This is a genomic window from Comamonas endophytica, from assembly GCF_023634805.2.
Lineage (GTDB): Bacteria > Pseudomonadota > Gammaproteobacteria > Burkholderiales > Burkholderiaceae_C > Comamonas > Comamonas endophytica.
This window is the reverse complement of sequence record NZ_CP106881.1, coordinates 298,437-315,455: the sequence shown is the minus strand read 5'-3', so window position 1 is coordinate 315,455 and position 17,019 is coordinate 298,437. Positions and strand designations below refer to the sequence as shown.

The window sequence follows — 17,019 nt, the reverse complement described above, 5'->3', positions numbered from 1 at the left end:
TCAGAAACCCTTCTGGTCGACCAGCAGCTGTGCCTGCGCCTGCAGATCGGGCAGGCCCAGCTCCAGCAGGCCCAGCGTCAGCGAGGGCGTGAACGGGTGCCGGGCATAGGGCAGCGTCAGGCGCAGCTGCAGCATGCAGGGGGCATTGCGGTCGATATCGCATTCCATGGCCTCTGCGGCCATGCTGGCGGTGCAGCTGGCTTCGTCGCCCAGCCGGCAGACCATGAAGCTGAAGTTGTCGCCGTCGTCGATGCTGGCGCGCAGCTCGCCCGGCAGCCAGGCCAGATGGCCTTGCACGACTTCCAGCGCGCGCGCGCGGCGCGTCTCGCGGCTGTCCTGGAACTGCAGCGCGGCGCGCGCTCCATCCTCGGCTGCCCATTGCATCGACTCGCGCACCAGGAAGCCCAGGCCGAAACCGACGATCGCATACAGCAGCATGAAGAACACGACGAACACCAGCGCCCACTCCAGCGCGTAGACGCCGCGCTGGCGGCACGGCGCGGCGGTGGAGCGAAAGGAGCGTGGCGTGCGCAGCATGGCCGTATGCCTACTTCTGCAGGTCCAGCCCGGTGTTGTACTGCGCGGGAATCTCGGTCTCGAAGCTCTTCAGGTAGCGCTGGTAGCTGCGGCTGGCCTGATCGCCATCGATGGGGCGCGGATGGGTGCCGCGGGAGGCGCGCTGCAGCGCCCACAGCGCCTCGGTGGCCGTGCCGATCCCGATCTCGCGCGGGGCAGTGCGCGCCGCCGGCGCGGCGTCGGCCCTGGCGGGCATTGCCGCGGCAGGAGTGGTCTCGACCAATGCGACGTTCCCGCGCGCATCGGCATGGGCCGTGCCGATCAGCGCCAGGCCCAGCAGGGCGGGGGCCAGAAGCCGCCAACGGCCAGGGGATGGAAAGCGCGTTTGCATGAAAATCTCCTCAAGGCAGGGTGGAGCGCGGCTGATGCTGACTGGTCACCAGTGCCTGCTGGCGGGCGTTCACCGCCTGCTCGACGGCGGCAAGCCGCACCTGCAGGGCCTGCAGCGAGGTGTCGTCGATCAGCGGCGAGGCATTTGCCGCCGGTGGCTGTCGCAGGCGCTGCAGCAGCTGCGCGGCCTGCTCGCGCGCGCCGCTGGCGAGCCAGTAGAGCGCCAGGTTCAGCTGCACGCGCGCATTGGCTGGCGCCAGCTGCGCGGCCTGCAGCATGGGCAGCGCCGCGGCATCGAGCCGGCCGTCGAGCATGTGGGTGTAGGCCAGATCGGCCAGCAGGTCGGCGTCGATCGGGTCGAGCCGGCGCGCGTGCTCGAGCTGCTCCACCGCCGGCGCATAGCGCTGCTGGCTGGCAAACAGCAGTCCCAGCCCGCGGTGGGCACGCGCCTGCACCTGCGGGTCGGCTTCGCCCAGCAGCGCGCGGTAGGCCGTCTCGGCAGGCTGCGCCTGGCCGGTGTTGCGCAGCGCATCGGCGCGCCGCAGGCGGATCTGCGCGTTGCTGCCGTACTGGCGCTCGAAGGCGTCGGCATGCGCCAGCGAGGCATACCACTGGTTGGCCCGCTGCATCTGCGCGATCAGGTTCAGGTAGGTCTGCTGCGGATCGATCTGCGTCAGCCGCTCGGCTTGTTCCAGCTGCTGCTGCGCCTGCTGCGCCGTGCCGGGTTCCGGCGCGGCGCCATAGCCCTGCGGCGGCTTGGCGGCGCAGCCCGCGAGAAGCCAGGCCGCGGCGGCCAGCGCCAGCGCGCTGCTGCTGCGCCAGGGGCGTGGATGGCGTGCTTCGGCAAACATCTTCTATCTCCCTCCAATCGATGACAGCGAGCGGATCACCGCCGTGAAGCCCGGGCCGGCGGTGATGACCAGCAGCGCGGGCAGCAGGGTCAGCACCATGACGCCGGTCATCTTCACCGTGATGACGCCGATGCGCTGCTTGAAATCCGCCTGGCGCTTCTCGCGCAGGCGCAGGCTGAATTCCCTGAGCGGCTCCTGCACCGCGCCGCCATGCCGGTCGACCTGCACCAGCAGGTTGACGACGGCGCTCAGGTCGTCGTCCGCGCCCAGGTGCGCCAGGCGCTGCAGCGATTGCTCGCGCGTGCGGCCGCTGCCGTAGAGCCGGTTGGCCAGCGCCAGCTCGGCGCCGATCACGCGCAGCACGCTGTTGAATTCCGCGGCCAGGATCTGCAGGCTCTGGTCGATGCTCAGTCCCACGCCCTGCAGCAGCCGCAGCAGGTCCACGAACAGCGGCAGCTCCTCCACCACCTCGCGCCGCCGGCGCGTGGCGCGCGAGCGCAGCAGCCACTTGGGCAGCATCAGGCCGCAGCCGAAGGCCAGGAATCCCAGCAGCAACGCGCGCTGGCCGGTCGGCTGCAGCAGCAGCAGCGCCAGCATCGGCAGCAGCAGCGCCAGCACCACGCGGGCCATGACATAGAACAGCCCGCCGCGCGCGATCTCCAGGCCGGCCAGCTCCATCAGCTTGCGGTCCTCGTCGGCAAACAGCGCCCGTGCCAGGCCCGAATCCAGCCAGGCCGGCGGCTTGAGGCTGTCGGCCACCGACTGCGCCAGCGCCGCCTCGGCCTTGCCGCCGCCCTCGCCAGCAGGTGGCGCTGCCCCCGGCATGGGAAAGGGCGCGATCACCGCCGTGTCCGCCTCGCGCGCATGCAGCATCTCGTCCACGCGCGCCTCGGCCCGCGCCGAGCGGCGCAGCTGCCAGGCCAGCGCCGCGCCCAGCAGCAGCAGCCCGAGCGCGGCCAGCACCAGGCTGGCGATCCACAGGGGCCGGGCGGTCATGGCTGATCCTCGTGCAGCGGGTGCATGCGCGTCACCTCAGGCGCGCGAGGCGGTAGAGCAGCAGCGAGCCGCACACCTGCAGCCCGGCGGCCATGAACACCATCTGCCGGCCCGCGCTGTCGTGCCACATGCGCAGGAAGTAGCCCTCGTTGAGCAGCATGATCATCGCGCCCACCACGACCGGCAGCAGTGCCAGTATCCAGGCCGACATGCGCACTTCCGCCGACATCGCATGCAGCTCGCGTTCGGCGGACTGCCGATCGCGGATGTAGCTGGAGACGCGCTCGAGCACCATGTCAGCGCGCCCGCCGTAGCGCGTGCTCATGCGGAACACCGCCGCCAGCAGGCCGAATTCCGCCAGCCCCCAGGTGCGCTCGAGCTGCGCCATGGCCTGGCCCAGGTCGGGCGAGACGTTCAGCCCGGCCGAGGCCTGCTGCAGCGCGCCGCCCAGCGGCTGGGGCACGTTGGCGCTGGCGAACTGGAACGCCGCGGGCAGCGAGTTGCCTATGGACAGCAGCCGCACCAGGTTGTCGAGGAAACCCGGCAATTGGCCCAGGATGCGGGCGCGGCGCCGGCTCAGGCGCAACCAGATACCGAAGCTGCCCAGCGGCAGACACAGCGCCAGCGTCAGCGCGCCGGCCAGCGCGCCGCCCTGCAGCGCCGCGCCCAGCGCCAGCGCCAGCGCTGCCACTGCCAGCAGCCCCAGCGTGCGCGGCGCCATGCCCCAGGCCTTCCAGCGCAGCCGGTCCTTGAGCCGGCGCAGCATCTCCGAGCGGCCCTGGGGCCGCGCGGCCAGCGTCGGCGCGGCCGGCATTCCAGGCAGGCCTGGCGGCGCTGCGGCCTGCCATTCCCGCCGGATCTCCAGGCTGCGCTGCAGCGTGCTCTCGATGGCTTGCTGCGCCTTGCGGCGCCTTGCGCTGGCAAAAAGCCACAGCGCCAGCGCCAGCAGGCCGCTGGCCAGCGCGAACAGCAGCAGCACCGCAGGGGCCATTGCGCTCATCGCGCGCCTCCCGGCTGTGCCTGCTGCTGCGAGCGCCACCAGCTCAACAGCTTGGGTGAATGCGGCGAGATACCCATCGACACCCAGTGGTCGATCTCCTGCCCGTCGGCGCCGATCTGCGGCTCGTAGCGGTAGAGCTCCTGCATGGAAACGACGCTGTCCGACATGCCGGTGACCTCGGTGAGCGACAGGAGGCGGCGGCGGCCGTTGGACAGGCGCCCGATCTGCACGATGAAGTCCACCGCATTGGCGATCTGGCGCCGCAGGCTGGCCTCGCTGCCCTGGAAACCGGCGAACCCGGCCAGCATCTCGGCGCGGTACAGGCATTCGCGCGGGGAGCTCGCGTGGATGGTGCCCATCGAGCCGTCATGGCCGGTGTTCATGGCCTGCAGCAGGTCGAGCACCTCGCCGCTGCGCACCTCGCCGACGATGATGCGGTCGGGGCGCATGCGCAGGCTGTTGACCAGCAGGTCGCGGATGCTCACATGGCCCGTGCCGTCGAAGCCGCCGGGGCGGCTCTCCAGCCGCACCACATGGCTGTGGTTGAGCGACAGCTCCGCCGTGTCCTCGATGGTGACGATGCGCTCGCGGCTGGGGATGAAGGTGGCGAGGGCGTTGAGCAGCGAGGTCTTGCCCGAGCTGGTGCCGCCGCTGACGAGGATGTTGCAGCGTGCCTGCACCGCCATCTCCAGGATGCGGCAGATGTCGGCGCTGAAGGTGCCCAGCCCGACCAGCTCCTGCGGCGTCAGCGGGTCCTTGCGGAACTTGCGTATCGACACCGAGGGCCCGTCGATGGACAGCGGCGCGATGATGACATTGATGCGCCCGCCATCGGGCAGCCGCGCATCGACCATCGGACTCGATTCGTCCAGGCGCCGGCCCAGCGGCGCCAGGATGCGCCGCACGATACGCAGCACGTGTTCGTCGTCCTTGAAATGCGAGGTCTCGCGCGTGAGCATGCCGCCGCGCGACACATAGACCTCCTGGTAGCCGTTGATCAGGATGTCCTCGACGGCCGGGTCGTCGAGCAGCGTCTGCACCGGCCCCAGGCCCGTGAGCTCGCGCGTCAGCGCATTCGCCACCTGCAGCGCTTCCTGCTCGTTCACCGGCACGGCGTGCAGCCGGATATAGCTGTCGAGCTCGAGCGCGACGAACTGCGCGATGGCCGCGCGCGACCAGCGGCCGAACTCGGCACCCAGCTCCTCGATGCGGCTGAGCAGGTGCTCGTAGGCGTTGTTCTTGAGGTCGGCGAACAGCGCGCTGCTCTCGAATTCGGCAGCGCCGGCGTGCGCGGCGGGAGGGTAGGCCGGGGTCATCATGGGGCGTGGTTTCGCAGGCGTTGCAACAGGCGCGCCAGCGGGGTTGCGGAGGCAGCCCGGGGCTGCGCCGTTTCCGGGTGGTGGTCGGCCAGCAGGTGGTCCACCAGCTGGGCCACTGCCTGCACATAGGGCTCGCGCCGGCGCTGGGCGGGAAACAGCAGGCCCTGGTTGACGACCTCGGCCAGCTCGCGCCGGCGTTCGGGCAGCTGTGCCAGCAGCGGCAGCTGCAGCTGGCGCGCGATCTGCTGCGCGCTCAGTTCCAGGCGCCGGTCGTGGCGCCCGACGATCAGCCGCAGCCGCTCGCGCGGCACCGCAAGCTGCTGCAATTGCTGCAGCAGCTCGGCGGTGCCGACCACGCTGGCCACGCTCTGGTCGCAGACCACCCAGATCTCGCTGGCGCTGGGCAGCACGTCCTTGAGCATCTGCGGAGACTGGCATGCGCCCAGGTCCAGCACGATGTGGCGGAAGTAGTGGCCGAGCCGGTTGAGCAGCGCCTGCACCTCGCTGGACGGACAGTCGTGCGGCGCGCGCGCCAGCGTCAGCAGGCGCAGGCCGCTGGCGTGGCGCGCGATGGCGCTCTGGGCCATGCGGCGGTCCAGCCGGCGCTGCTGGTGCACGGCATCGGCGAAACCGAACTCGCCGGGAGTGTCGAGATAGATGGCGCAGTCGCCGCCGGGGTGGCCCAGCTCGATCAGCAGGCTGGCCAGCGCTTCCTGCGTGACGCCCTTGGCATCGGTGGACAGCGCGTCGCCCGCCGGATGCGCCGGCTGCTGCAACCGTGCCTGCAGATGCGTGCCCAGGTGCGCGGCCAGCAGGCTGCAGCCCAGGCCCGCGCGCGCCGAGATGATGGCGGTCTGCGGTGCGCGCGAGATGTGCAGGCCGGCGGATGGCGGGCTGGACAGGAGGTGGCGCACCACCTGCTGCGCGGTGTCGACGGAGCCGTCGATGTCGAGAAAATCCTGCACGCCGGTGCGCAGCGCCGCCAGCACGCACTGCGCGTGGCGCGTGCGCCCGATGGCCAGCCGCGGGATCTGCGGGTAGTGCTGCTGCAACTGGGCCGACAGGGCCACCGCGGCATCGATGCAGCAGGGATCGAACTGGATCAGCACGGCATAGGGCTGATGGTCTAGCACCAGGTCGGTCACCGCCTCCTGGAAGCGCGCGAGGTACAGCGACGAGCCCTTCATCACATGCTGCATCCAGGTATGGATCAGCGCGCCTTCGGAGAACCCCGCATGCACCAGCAGCAGCGGCACCCTCAGCCCGGAGAGGTCGGAGCCGGAGTCGGCGGCCGGCGGCGCCGGGGCCTCCCCGGCATGGGCCGCCCCGGCATGGGCCGCCCCACCGTACAGCGGCGCGGATGCGGGGAGGTCCGGCGGCGGTTTGCCCAGGGGCGCGACCTGCGGCAAGGAGGCGGGCGCACGTGCGGCCAGCAGGTCTTCAAGCGAGGGCGTGGCGGTCCTGTCGGCCGGCGTAGGCGAAACGAAGGGTTCTTTGCTCATGGCATCAGTACGAGAAACCCGGCAGTGCGGAGTGGGTGTAGGGGGCGCCGACCACATACGGCGCCCAGACCTGCGAGGCGTTGCGCGTTTGCTCGCGCGCGCCGGGCAGCAGGGCCTCAAGGGGGGTGTTGGCGGGCAGCGGGTGCACCAGTCGTGGCGTGACGATGATGAGCAGCTCGGTCTCTTCCTGCGAGTAGTTCAGGTTCTTGAAGAAGGTGCCCAGCACGGGCAGGTCGCCCAGCAGCGGCACCTTGTTCACGCTCGAGATCGTGGCGCGGTTGACCAGCCCGCCGATGATGAAGCTCTCGCCATCGGCCAGCTCGACCATGGTGTCGGCGCGGCGCGTGCGCACGGCGGGCACCGAGACGCCGCTGATCATCACCCCCTGGGTGTAGTCAAGATCGCTGGCCTCGGGCGCCACCTTGAGCGCGATGCGCTCGCTGGAAAGGACTGTGGGAGTGAGTTGCAGCTTGACGCCGAACTCCTTGTATTCGATGGCCACGTTGCCGTCGCGCCCCGGCACCGGAATGGGAATCTCGCCCCCCGCCAGGAAGCTCGCGCTCTGGCCGGTATGGGCCACGAGTGTCGGTTTGGCCAGCACCCGCGCCAGCCCGTTGCCTTCGAGAAAACCCAGCTGCGCGGTGATGCCGCTGCCGCTGAAGGCCTTGCCGAAGCCCAGCACCAGGTTCATGGCGCTGGCAATGGCCGACGAACCGTTGTCGGTGCCCGGGCCCGAGGAGCCGCTGCCGGTGCCGGCATTGCTGGAGCCGGGGGTATAGACGCCGAAGCGAAAGCCATGGTCGTTCGGCCCGCCGCTCGCGAGGTTCATCCCGGCGCGGCGCAGCGCCGATTTCTTGAATTCCACCACCTGCACATCGACCTGCACGGTGTTGCTGGGCACCCCGATCTCGGAGCGGTCGAGCACGGCGGTGTCCTTTGGAGCAGCAGTGCGCAGTTCGGCCAGCGCCTGTGCATGCTGCTGCACCGAGCCCAGGCGGCGCTCGAGCAGCAGCCGCGGCTGGGCCACCTGCACCTCGCGCGTCTGCGGCGCGCCCTGGGCGGGCCAGACCATGAGCGTGGTGCGCCCAGGCGCCTTGGGCGTCAGCAGCAGCTGCGCGCCGCGCGCGCCGGTGGCGGACAGGTCGCGCAGCAGCTTCACATCCAGCAGGTCGGGATCGCCCACCGCGATGCGCGCCACAGGGGCTTCTTCGCGCAGCAGGTGCTGCTGGCCCACCGTGAGGCCGAGCACCGAAGCCGCGGCCGGGGATGGCTGCGCCATGACGCACAGGGGATAAGCGACCAGAGCCACCCCGCCCGCCAGGCCCAGAAAAGTCAGTTGCGAAAGCATATTCATGGTGTTTGCTCGAGGTGCGGCGCGGCGTCAGTAGCGCACGGTCTGCACGTTGCTTCCCTGGTACAGCTCCACGGTCTGGTGGCGTGGGGCCTGCGGCTGCGGCGCGGCGGCGGCGCGCACGGCGGCGGGCCGCGCCGCGCCGCGGGGAGCGGCCGCGCCCGCTGCCAGGTCCTTGAAACGCAAGCCGGCATAGGCGCGGTCCGCCGCCTGCAGCGCGCTGCGGCCGGCCACCGGCTGCAGCGCCGTCGGCAGCGCCGCGAACAGCGCGGCGTCGGGCAGGGCGGTGTCGTCGGGGTGGCGCAGGGCCAGGGTCAGCTGGCCGTACTTCTCGGCCAGCGTCAGGCGCTGCACGTCTTCCAGCGGCACTGCCAGCACGGCGGTCTGGGCGTTGTCGGGGCGGGCGCCGGCGCGGCGCGCGCCAGCGTCTTGCTCCGCACGGCGCTGGGCATCGGCCACCGGCGGGTTCTCGACGCTGGCCGCGCCATAGGCCAGCACGCGCGTACGTGCCAGCAGCAGGCGGGTCTGGGTGTCGACCACGGCCTGATCGGTCTTGCCGTCCAGCGTGAAGAACACATCGACGAAATCGCCGGGGCGCACATGGTGGCCCGCGGCCATCGGCTCGCGGATGGCGACCGACACCGCGCGCTGGCCTTCTTCCAGCTGCAGCGCCAGGCCCTGGAGCAGTTGCTGCGCGAACAGCGGGGCATTGGCGGGCAGGGCCACGACGGTGGTGCGGCCCACGACGGCTTCGGTGCTGCCGAAGCCATGGGCCACGGCTGCGGGCAGCTCGGCCAGCTTAACATCCTCGGCCGTGAGGCGCTGGCCGGCTGCGATGTCCCGGGCAGCCACCACGGCGCCGTGTTTCTGCGCCGCTGCGCGGGGTGCGGCGGGCGCTGCGGCGCCTGCGGCCACGACAGGCCGGCTGGCGGGACGGCTCAGCACCCAGGCGCCGACGGCCAGGGCCAGGGCCACGATCAACAGCAGCCCGGCAAGAATCTTGGTGAGGTTCATGGCGTAGTTGCTTTGCAAACGTAATGCTTGGAGGAGTACGGATCCCGTGGCGGCGGCTGTGCAGGCGTCTTGTTCCGGGTGCGATGGCGCTGCATGCCGGTTCCTTCCTAGCGGCCCGGCACGGCTTCGCCGGCCAGCACCAGCCAGATGGCCGCGACGGCCATGTAGCCGGCGTAGGGAACGCTGCGCTGGATCGCGGCCCGGCCGGCAAACAGCGCGGGCGCTTCAGGCGCGCCGGCCGCGCCGAACGGCAGATGCGCCTGCAGCCACAGGCCCGTGGACGTCGCCCGCAGCCGGTGCCAGGCCAGCACCAGCACGCCATGCGCGCCGGCCAGCAGGCTGCCGCCGATCCAGATCGCCAGCAGAAGCGGCGACAGGCCGAACCACAGGCCGATGACCGCCGCGAATTTGACGTCGCCCGCGCCCATCCAGCGCAGCGCGTAGAAGGGCAGCAGCGCGGCGAACGCCGCCAGCATGCCCAGCAGTGCCTTCGCGGGAGAAACCGCAAAGGGCTGCATGTCCACGGCCAGGACCAGCATGCCCACGCCCAGCCCCAGCAACACCATCCAGTTGCGGACCTTGCGCAGGCGCAGGTCCATGACCACGATGGCGATCAGCCAGAGCAGGCACAGGGGCAGTGAAACGGCAGCGGGGTGCATGGCAACGGATGCTCAGCCGCCAGTGGCACCGCCCGTGCTGCCACCGCCCGTGCCCCCGCCGACGGCACCGGTGCCCAGTTGCTCGACGATGTACTCGAAAAATGCCTTGAGCCGCTCGCCGATCTGTCCGACGGAAGCAATGATCGCCACGGCGATCAGCCCCGCAATCAGCCCGTACTCGATGGCCGTTGCACCTTCTTCGTCATTCCAGAAGCGTTGGATGAGATTGGTCATGATGATTCCATTCACTAGTCACGCCCATGCAGAGGAAGCGGCGGGCGGGCGATGGGCTAGCGCTCGCTGCCGCAGGGGGAAAACGGGGGTCACCATCGCATTGCCTGGGTGAGGGAGGGGCCGGGCAATGCATGCAGCTTCGGGTCCAGACGCGTGTCCAGGCGCAGCTGCAGGCGCGGGGTGGTTGCGGGATGTTCGGTCGAATGGGGGGCACTGGCGGGCGCGGCGGCGGCCACGGCCGTGGCGGGCGCATCGAACAGCTGGTCCAGCCATTGCTCCGGCATCTGCGCCGGAAGCAGCTGGCCGGTGGTGCGGATCAGCCGCAGCGCATTGATATGCTGGTCGTAGCGGGCATCGGCCTCGTCGAGCATCAGGCGCTGCATCTCGAGCTGCGAATCCAGCACCTGCGACAGGCTGCCGCGGCCCACCTCCAGCAGCCGGCGGTAGCCATCGAACGCGGTGCGCGCCTCGCGCACCGCGCCCGTGAGCTGGGCGGCACGCTCGCGGCCCGCCTCCCAGCGGCCCCAGGCGGCGGAGGCGGTCTCGTTCACCTGGCGGCGCACGGCTTCGAATTGCGCCTCCTGGGCCTGCAGTTCATTGATCGCCTTGAGGATGCGATCGCGCAGCTCGAAGCCGTTGCCGAAGTTCCAGTTCAGCTCCACGCCATAGCGCGTGCCTTCGTTGTAGAGCACGCCCTTGGGATCATGCGTGTGCGCCACCACCCCGGCCAGCGTCGGGAAGCGCTGCGCCTTGCTGCGCTCGACCTCGGCCCTGGCGCGTTGGATCATGTGGCGCGACTCGCGCAGCTCGGAGCTGTGGTTTTGCGCGGCCTGCAGCGCCGCCGGCTCGTTGGCGGGCAGCCACTGCGCCGGCACCTGCAGCTCGGGCAGGGCAGCGCCGGGGGCATAGTTGAAGTAGCGCGTGAAGCGCGCCAGCGCATCCATGCGTTGCGATTGCAGGGCCTGCTGCTCGGCGAGCGCGCTGGCCTGGCGCGAGGCCGCGCGGCGCAGGTCGTTGCGGCCCACGGCGCCGAGCTCGGCGCGGCGCTGCTCGACATGCGCGAGCTGGCCGATGATGTCCGCGGATTCCGCCGCCACCTGCGCCTTGCGCTCGAAGCGGTGCAGCTCCAGCAGCGCCGTGAGCGCCTCGAGCAGCACGTTCTGGCGCGTGCTGTAGAGCACGCTGTCCTGCGCGGCTTCCATCTCCTCGGCCGAGCGGATGCCGGCGTTGATCGCCCCGCCATCGAGCAGGCTCATGCGCACCTCCGCGTTGACGGCCGTATAGGACTCGCGGCGCTGGCCCTGCGCCACCGAGGCCGTGCCCGACGAGGTGCCGACCTTGAAGCTGGGCCAGCGCGCGCCGCGCGCCGAGTTCAGGTCGTGGCCGGCGGATTCCAGCGCCGAGCGGGCCTTCAGCACATCCGGATGGGCCACCAGCATTTCCTGCAGTGCCTGCAGCAGCTGCCGCTGCGACTGGTTGCCCGCCAGCGAGCCGGGCGTGAGCTGCGGCGCCAGCTGCAGGGGCAGGGCGCTCGCGGCGGGGGGGCCGGCCTCGGCCGCCATCGGCTCCTGCGCCGCGGCCGCGATCGAGCAGGCCAGCATGCAACCCAAAAACCAGCCGGCGCGGGCGGCGCTGCGGGGTGTATGGGGAGGCAGGCTGGGCGTGCGCATCATGGCTCCCTGAAGGCTTCGCTCTGGATGTGCAGCACGGGACGCAGCAGGTACCAGATGAAGGGCTCATGCCCGACCAGCAGGTCCAGCTCGGCCTGCATGCCGGTGGTGATGCGGTTTTCGGTCCGACCGACCCAGGGCTGCTCGAGGCTGGCCTGGATGCGGAAATACGAGGGCGCGTCGGGCCGATTCGGATCGCGGTCTGCGTCGGCCGAGACCAGCCGCACCCGGCCCTGCACAAAGCCGTAACGCAGATAGTCGTAGGCCGTGATCTTGGCCTTGGTGGCCTGACCCACGTGGACATAGCCGCGGTCCGACGGGTTGAGCCGCGCCTCGACCACGACCTCGTCCTTGTCCGGCACGATCTCCAGGATCGGCTCGCCCGGCTTGACCACCCAGCCCGCGCCCGAGCTGCGCAGGCCCTTGACGATGCCGTCCGTGGGCGCCACCACCACGGTGCGGGTGCGCTGGCTCTGCGCGCGCGACAGGTCTTCCGACAGGCTCATCAGCTCGCGCTCGGTCTGCGCCAGCTCCTCGGAGGCGCGGCGGCGGAAGGCACCGCGCGTCTCCATCAGCTTGGCCTGCGCCTGCTCGACCTTGGCCTGGTTGCTCACCAGGCTCTGCCGTGCGGCCGCGAGGTCCGTGCGCACCGCTTCGAGCGCGCGCTGCTTGTCGATGACTTCGAGCTGGCCGATCAGCTGCTCGGCCGCCAGCTGGTTGGCGATCTGGGCTTCCTGTTCATACAGGCGCAGGCTGCTCTCGAGCCCCTGGATGCGCGCCCGCGTCTGCGCCACGTCGCCGCGTGCCTGCGCCAGCTGCGCCTCCGACGACGCCAGCGCGCCGCGGTGCTCCAGTGCGCGCGCGCTGAAGGCGCCCAGCTCGGAGCGCACGATGCGCGCATCGACCTCGGCGGGAAACTGATCGGCCTCGAGCTGCTGGCCCTGGCTCTCGGCGGTCAGGCGCGTGCGCACCGCCTGGGCGGTCGCGCTGCGCGCCGTGAGCTGCTCCAGGTTCAGGCTGGCGCCGCCCAGGTCGATGTCCAGGATCGGGTCGCCCTTGCCGATGGTCTGGCCCTCGCGCACATGCACGGCGGTGACGATGCCGCCCTCCAGGTGCTGCACGCTCTGCACGCGGTCGGAGGGAATGACCTGGCCGCTGGCCACGACCACGTTTTCCACGGGATAGAACAGGCCGAACAGCACCAGGCCCGCCACGACTGCCACCAGCACCCGTTGCCGGGTGAACAGGCCCGGGGGCTTGCTGAAGGGGCTGGCGCCGTCGCCGGCCGCCGCGGCACCGGCCGCCGCGGCATCATCCGCCGCGGCGCTGATGCGCTGCGCCTGGCGCAGCACTTCGGGAAGGTCTCGAGGGGCGTTCATGTCACACCACCTGGGATGTCTCTGGTGCAGCGGCGCTGTGCACTGGTGCGGATGGGGCGCTGGCGGCCGCAGCGCCAGTGGGTGGCGCCACGCCAAACAGCGCCGGCAGCATGTCTTCCGGCGTGCCGTGGTCGACCTGACCGTCGCCGCGCACATGGTAGACCTGCTGTGCGAGCGAGGCCACGCGCAGCGAGTGGGTCACCACCACCACCGTGTGCTTGGCCGAGATCTGGCGCAGCGTGTGCAGCAGCGCGGTCTCGCTTTCGAAATCGAGGTCGTTGCTGGGCTCGTCGAGAATCAGCACCGAGGGGTTGCGCAGGAACAGCTGGGCCAGCCCGAGCTTGCGCAGCTCGCCGGCCGACAGGCCCGCGCCGCCTTCGCCCAGCACCGTTTCATAGCCGTTGGGCAGCCGGCTGATGAAATCGTGCGCGCCCGAGAGCCGGCAGGCAATGAAGATGCGGTGGCTGTCGGCCTCGGGGTTGACCATGCGCAACGTGTCGATGATCGGGCCGCTGAACCAGTAGGACTGCTGGGGCAGGCACCCCACCCAGCGCCCCAGGTCGGCGCGCGAGAACTGCGCCATGTCGTACTCGTCGATGAACAGGCTGCCCTGGGTTGGCTGATAAAGCCCGGCCAGCAGCTTGGCCAGGGTCGACTTGCCCGCCCCATTGCGCCCCAGGATGGCGTGGATCCCGCCCGGGCCGATCTGCAGCGAGACCTGGTCCAGCGCGACATGGCCCGAAGGGTAATGGAAGCTGACGCCGTCCAGCCTGAAGCCGCCGCGCGGCCGCGGTGGCTCGACGCTCTGCGGCGCGGGCTCGAGCGGCTCGCGCAGCACCGCCTGCAGGCGCGCCGTCGCTTCGTTGGCGCGTGCCAGCGAGCGCCAGTTGCTGGCCAGCTGCGCAATCGGCCCGAGCGCCTTGCCCGACAGCAGGTTGACGGCCATCAGGCTGCCGATGCTCATCCATTGGGCGTTGATGGCGATGGCGCCCACGGTGATGACCGCGACGGAAAAGAAGGTCAGCAGCACATGGCTGGTCTCACGCGCGTTCTCGATATCGCCATTCTTGCGGAAGCTCTCGCCCAGCCAGCGGTCATAGCCGGCTTGCCAGGATTGGCGGGCTGCCGCGTCATAGCCCAGCACCTTGAGGGTCGAGCGCGCATTGCAGATCTCGGCCGTGCCCCGGTCCAGCTGGCGCGCCTGCTCGATTTCCTCGACGCGCGCGCTGCGCACCTCGTCGGCCCACCACCAGGCCAGCACGCCGAGGATCAGCATGGCCACCAGGATCACCGGCAGCACCGGCCAGGCGATGATGCCGATCACCACCAGCGCCAGCAGCGCCATCGGCAGGTCGAGCACCGAAGCCGCCAGGCCCCCCGACACGCAGGAACGCATGGCGCCTATGTCGCGGAACAGCTGCAGCCACTGGCTGGCCGCACGCCCTTCGAGCGTGAGCAGCGGATGGCGCAGCATGCAGTGCATCAGCGACTGCGAGACCTCGCGGTCGATGGTCGCGCCGGATTCGCGCAGCGCATGCGCGCGCCGCCGGCGCAGCCACAGCTCCAGTCCGAGAAAGCACAGCACGCCAGCGACCATCGCGGTCAGCGTGGCGATGCCGCCGCGGGATATCACCCGGTTATAGACCTGCAGGATGAAAATCGAGGGCAGCAGGCCCAGCAGGCTGATCGGCAGCGAAAGCCAGACGGCGCGGCGCAGATGCCGCGATGCGTGGTCGAAAGAATCCCGGATCGCCGTGCCATATCCCGACTTGGTGCCATTGAATGCGTCTTGCTCTTCGGCATTCAGCAAACGGCGTGGAAGCAGGTATTCAAGCATGGAGGCGGACGGTCTCGAGGAGTGGAAGGCACTGGGCCGGCCAAGGACGAAGCAAGGCGTTAAGCGAAGTTATGCGACTATTAACTTGATGATTTCGATAGATTTAAATAATAGACGGTCGTTGCAGTGACAGCTTGATGTTAATCATTGTTCCTATCAGTGTAATTCAGTAAACAGTTGTTTTTCAAATTCCATTCTCTCGCAGAAATTATTTTCCAACGCCAATTTCCGCCCATATGAAAATTTGATCTAATCAAATTATTTTTCGTTATAAGTGGCGCGGCGCCTCGATTGCCGGTGCGGTCGGGTCGACGACCGGCTCATGGGGGTACGGTGCGGGAGAATATGGGGGGATGGCGCCTGCAGTTAAGGACGAGAATCTCGTTCCTTTCTACTCCTTCGCACATTATTGGTATGCGGCTGGATGCGATTCGGCGCGTTTGACGGGGCGTCCCCCTTGCCTTATGCCGTTTTCATGGATATTGGATCCTGAAACGTTGCCCTGCTACGGTGCATGAACATGCGCCAAGACGATCGTGCACAAGGCGCGCATGCATGCCCTCCATGGCGTATGCGACGTGCCCTTGCCGCGCAAGGGCGCATGGTATTCGCGTCGAATCATGGAAAACCCCGATTTTCACATATCCATAAAGACGTCTTCCAGCGGCTTGACTGTTAATGCCAAACCATGGACCGCCCGCTTTGGATCCCAATATCCAGTGTAAACTATGATTTACTTATGTAAGTAAAAGTAATTCAACCTCGCAGGGTTTGGCTGTTTCCCACTAAATTGGTGGTGTTGTTAAGGGCTTCCAGCGCCGATGCCAGGCGCTCCACCTGATGTGCCAGTCTAACAAATGCCCCGTCCATTTCGCGGCTGGAAAGGTAGCGGGTGAATATCAGCAGGCACATGGCCGTCTTAATATAGGAAGCGTCGATCTGGGCTCGCAGCTGGCCCAGGTTTTTTTCCAGGCAGGCGAAGGCCAGCTCCAGTGCCTGGATCAACCCGGCGCGCGTCGCATCGCAATGCGCGGCATGGTGCCGGGCCAGCAGCAGCGCATAGCTCACGCAAAGCCGGTCGCAGCGCTCGTCGCTGCAGGCGCCGGCGTGGCGCTGGTGCAGGCCGCACGGGCCGCGGCAGCCATGCGGCCGCAGTCCCGGGAGCTCGGTCTGGACTCCATTGCCATCCACATGCAGGCCTTCGAGCCGCATCAGCAGATTCACCTCGGCAAGTGCCGGGAAGGCTGCGGCGCGGGCGCACGATTTCAGCCAGCTCTGCAGGCAGTCGGCACCGGCGTCAGGCAGCGCCACGGATGGAAGGAATTCCGCATGCTCCAGGCCGTCGTCGGCCAGCGCCCAGGTCGAGGCCGGTCCCCATTGACACAGCGGAGGAATGCGATCGCCGATCGAGACGATCTCGATCGGCCATTCGATGCGCAACTCCACCGCGCTGAGCTGGCGCATCCAGGCCCATTGGCGCACGCGCGTCGTGCCCTCGCGCCACGCGGCTTCCAGCGTGGCGCGGCGTACGAAGAACACGCATTCCTGCGCACCTTGTGCCGTCACGGTGAAAAACAGCACGCAGCAGGAATAGGGCTCCGCCAGCGGCGTGATGCGTTGCTTCAGGAACTGCAGGCTGGAGCTCAACTGCAGCGACAAGTGGACCAGAGGCTCCTGCAGCTGCGGGGCCGGCTGGGCAATGAGAGTGTGGCGACTGATCAAGGCGTTACGGCATTCAGGCATTCGAGGTCTAGCGGTATTCGAATTCCACGCGGCGGTTGCGCTGGTGCGCGGCTTCGGTGTTGGCCGGATCGGCAAGCTGCTCCTTGCCATAGCTCATGGCCTCGACGCGGTGGGCTTCCACGCCCAGCAGTTGCAGGCCCGAGCGCACCGCCTGCGCACGCTTTTGTCCCAGCGCCAGGTTGTATTCGATGCCGCCGCGTGCGTCGGTGTGGCCCTGGAGCACCAGCGACTGCTGCGGGTTGCTGCGCAGCCAGCGCGCGTGGCCTTCGAGCACCGAACGGTCCGCGGGCCTGACGGCGTAGGAGTCGTAGTCGAAGTAGACGATGTGCGCCACGTTTTCCGGCCCCTTGCGGCTTGGCTGGGGTTGCGCCACGACCTCGGCGACGCGCGAACCGGCGGCTGCGGGCGCAGGCACCGCCGCGGGGGGCTGCGGCTTGCCGAAAGCATAGTGCTGCGCGGTGCGCTGCGTGTTGCTGCCGGGGGCGCTGCTGCAGGCCGCCAGGACGCAGGCCAGCAGCAAGGTGGCGTGGATGTGGTGTTTGTCGTGCATGGAAATCC

General features: G+C 69.3%; 16 protein-coding genes. All 16 read right to left on the bottom strand.

What is annotated here, in order from left to right:
- The 16 genes from M9799_RS01360 to M9799_RS01285 all read right to left on the bottom strand — a co-directional run bounded on the left by M9799_RS01360 (position 1) and on the right by M9799_RS01285 (position 17,011).
- A complete protein-coding gene (locus M9799_RS01360) occupies positions 1–537 on the bottom strand; it encodes a TadE/TadG family type IV pilus assembly protein (RefSeq protein WP_231042626.1) in 537 nt (178 codons plus the stop codon).
- A 10-nt stretch (positions 538–547) separates the two neighbouring features.
- On the bottom strand, positions 548–907 hold the full coding sequence (locus M9799_RS01355) for a DUF3613 domain-containing protein (RefSeq protein ID WP_231042625.1): 360 nt from the start codon (positions 905–907) through the stop codon (positions 548–550).
- Between the two features lie 10 nt (positions 908–917).
- Positions 918–1,757: a tetratricopeptide repeat protein gene (locus M9799_RS01350; RefSeq protein WP_231042624.1), complete on the bottom strand. Its 840-nt coding sequence runs from the start codon at positions 1,755–1,757 to the stop codon at positions 918–920.
- 3 nt (positions 1,758–1,760) lie between these two features.
- Positions 1,761–2,753: a type II secretion system F family protein gene (locus tag M9799_RS01345; RefSeq protein ID WP_231042623.1), complete on the bottom strand. Its 993-nt coding sequence runs from the start codon at positions 2,751–2,753 to the stop codon at positions 1,761–1,763.
- A gap of 31 nt (positions 2,754–2,784) precedes the next feature.
- The gene (locus M9799_RS01340; RefSeq protein WP_231042622.1) at positions 2,785–3,753 is read right to left on the bottom strand and encodes a type II secretion system F family protein; all 969 of its coding nucleotides are present in this window, start codon (positions 3,751–3,753) and stop codon (positions 2,785–2,787) included.
- Positions 3,750–5,072, bottom strand: a complete 1,323-nt coding sequence (locus tag M9799_RS01335) for a TadA family conjugal transfer-associated ATPase (protein WP_263725580.1) — start codon at positions 5,070–5,072, stop codon at positions 3,750–3,752. Before M9799_RS01335 ends, M9799_RS01340 begins: the two co-directional genes overlap by 4 nt.
- The gene (locus M9799_RS01330) at positions 5,069–6,574 is read right to left on the bottom strand and encodes a CpaE/TadZ family protein (RefSeq protein ID WP_231042620.1); all 1,506 of its coding nucleotides are present in this window, start codon (positions 6,572–6,574) and stop codon (positions 5,069–5,071) included. Before M9799_RS01330 ends, M9799_RS01335 begins: the two co-directional genes overlap by 4 nt.
- A 4-nt stretch (positions 6,575–6,578) precedes the next feature.
- On the bottom strand, positions 6,579–7,928 hold the full coding sequence (locus tag M9799_RS01325; RefSeq protein WP_231042619.1) for a type II and III secretion system protein family protein: 1,350 nt from the start codon (positions 7,926–7,928) through the stop codon (positions 6,579–6,581).
- A gap of 27 nt (positions 7,929–7,955) precedes the next feature.
- Entirely contained in the window at positions 7,956–8,939 is a 984-nt protein-coding gene (gene cpaB / locus M9799_RS01320; RefSeq protein WP_231042618.1) for a Flp pilus assembly protein CpaB, read from the bottom strand.
- Between the two features lie 107 nt (positions 8,940–9,046).
- The gene (locus M9799_RS01315) at positions 9,047–9,598 is read right to left on the bottom strand and encodes an A24 family peptidase (RefSeq protein ID WP_231042617.1); all 552 of its coding nucleotides are present in this window, start codon (positions 9,596–9,598) and stop codon (positions 9,047–9,049) included.
- A 12-nt stretch (positions 9,599–9,610) separates the two neighbouring features.
- A complete protein-coding gene (locus tag M9799_RS01310) occupies positions 9,611–9,832 on the bottom strand; it encodes a Flp family type IVb pilin (protein ID WP_231042616.1) in 222 nt (73 codons plus the stop codon).
- Between the two features lie 89 nt (positions 9,833–9,921).
- Positions 9,922–11,433 carry a TolC family protein gene (locus M9799_RS01305; protein ID WP_231042615.1) on the bottom strand — a complete coding sequence of 504 codons (1,512 nt, stop codon included), beginning with the start codon at positions 11,431–11,433 and terminating at the stop codon, positions 9,922–9,924.
- 68 nt (positions 11,434–11,501) lie between these two features.
- Positions 11,502–12,881: an HlyD family type I secretion periplasmic adaptor subunit gene (locus M9799_RS01300; protein ID WP_231042614.1), complete on the bottom strand. Its 1,380-nt coding sequence runs from the start codon at positions 12,879–12,881 to the stop codon at positions 11,502–11,504.
- 1 nt (position 12,882) lies between these two features.
- The gene (locus M9799_RS01295) at positions 12,883–14,718 is read right to left on the bottom strand and encodes a peptidase domain-containing ABC transporter (protein WP_231042613.1); all 1,836 of its coding nucleotides are present in this window, start codon (positions 14,716–14,718) and stop codon (positions 12,883–12,885) included.
- A gap of 756 nt (positions 14,719–15,474) precedes the next feature.
- The gene (locus M9799_RS01290; RefSeq protein WP_263725579.1) at positions 15,475–16,440 is read right to left on the bottom strand and encodes a hypothetical protein; all 966 of its coding nucleotides are present in this window, start codon (positions 16,438–16,440) and stop codon (positions 15,475–15,477) included.
- A 28-nt stretch (positions 16,441–16,468) separates the two neighbouring features.
- Positions 16,469–17,011: an OmpA family protein gene (locus M9799_RS01285; protein WP_231042611.1), complete on the bottom strand. Its 543-nt coding sequence runs from the start codon at positions 17,009–17,011 to the stop codon at positions 16,469–16,471.
- Positions 17,012–17,019: the final 8 nt, after the last annotated feature.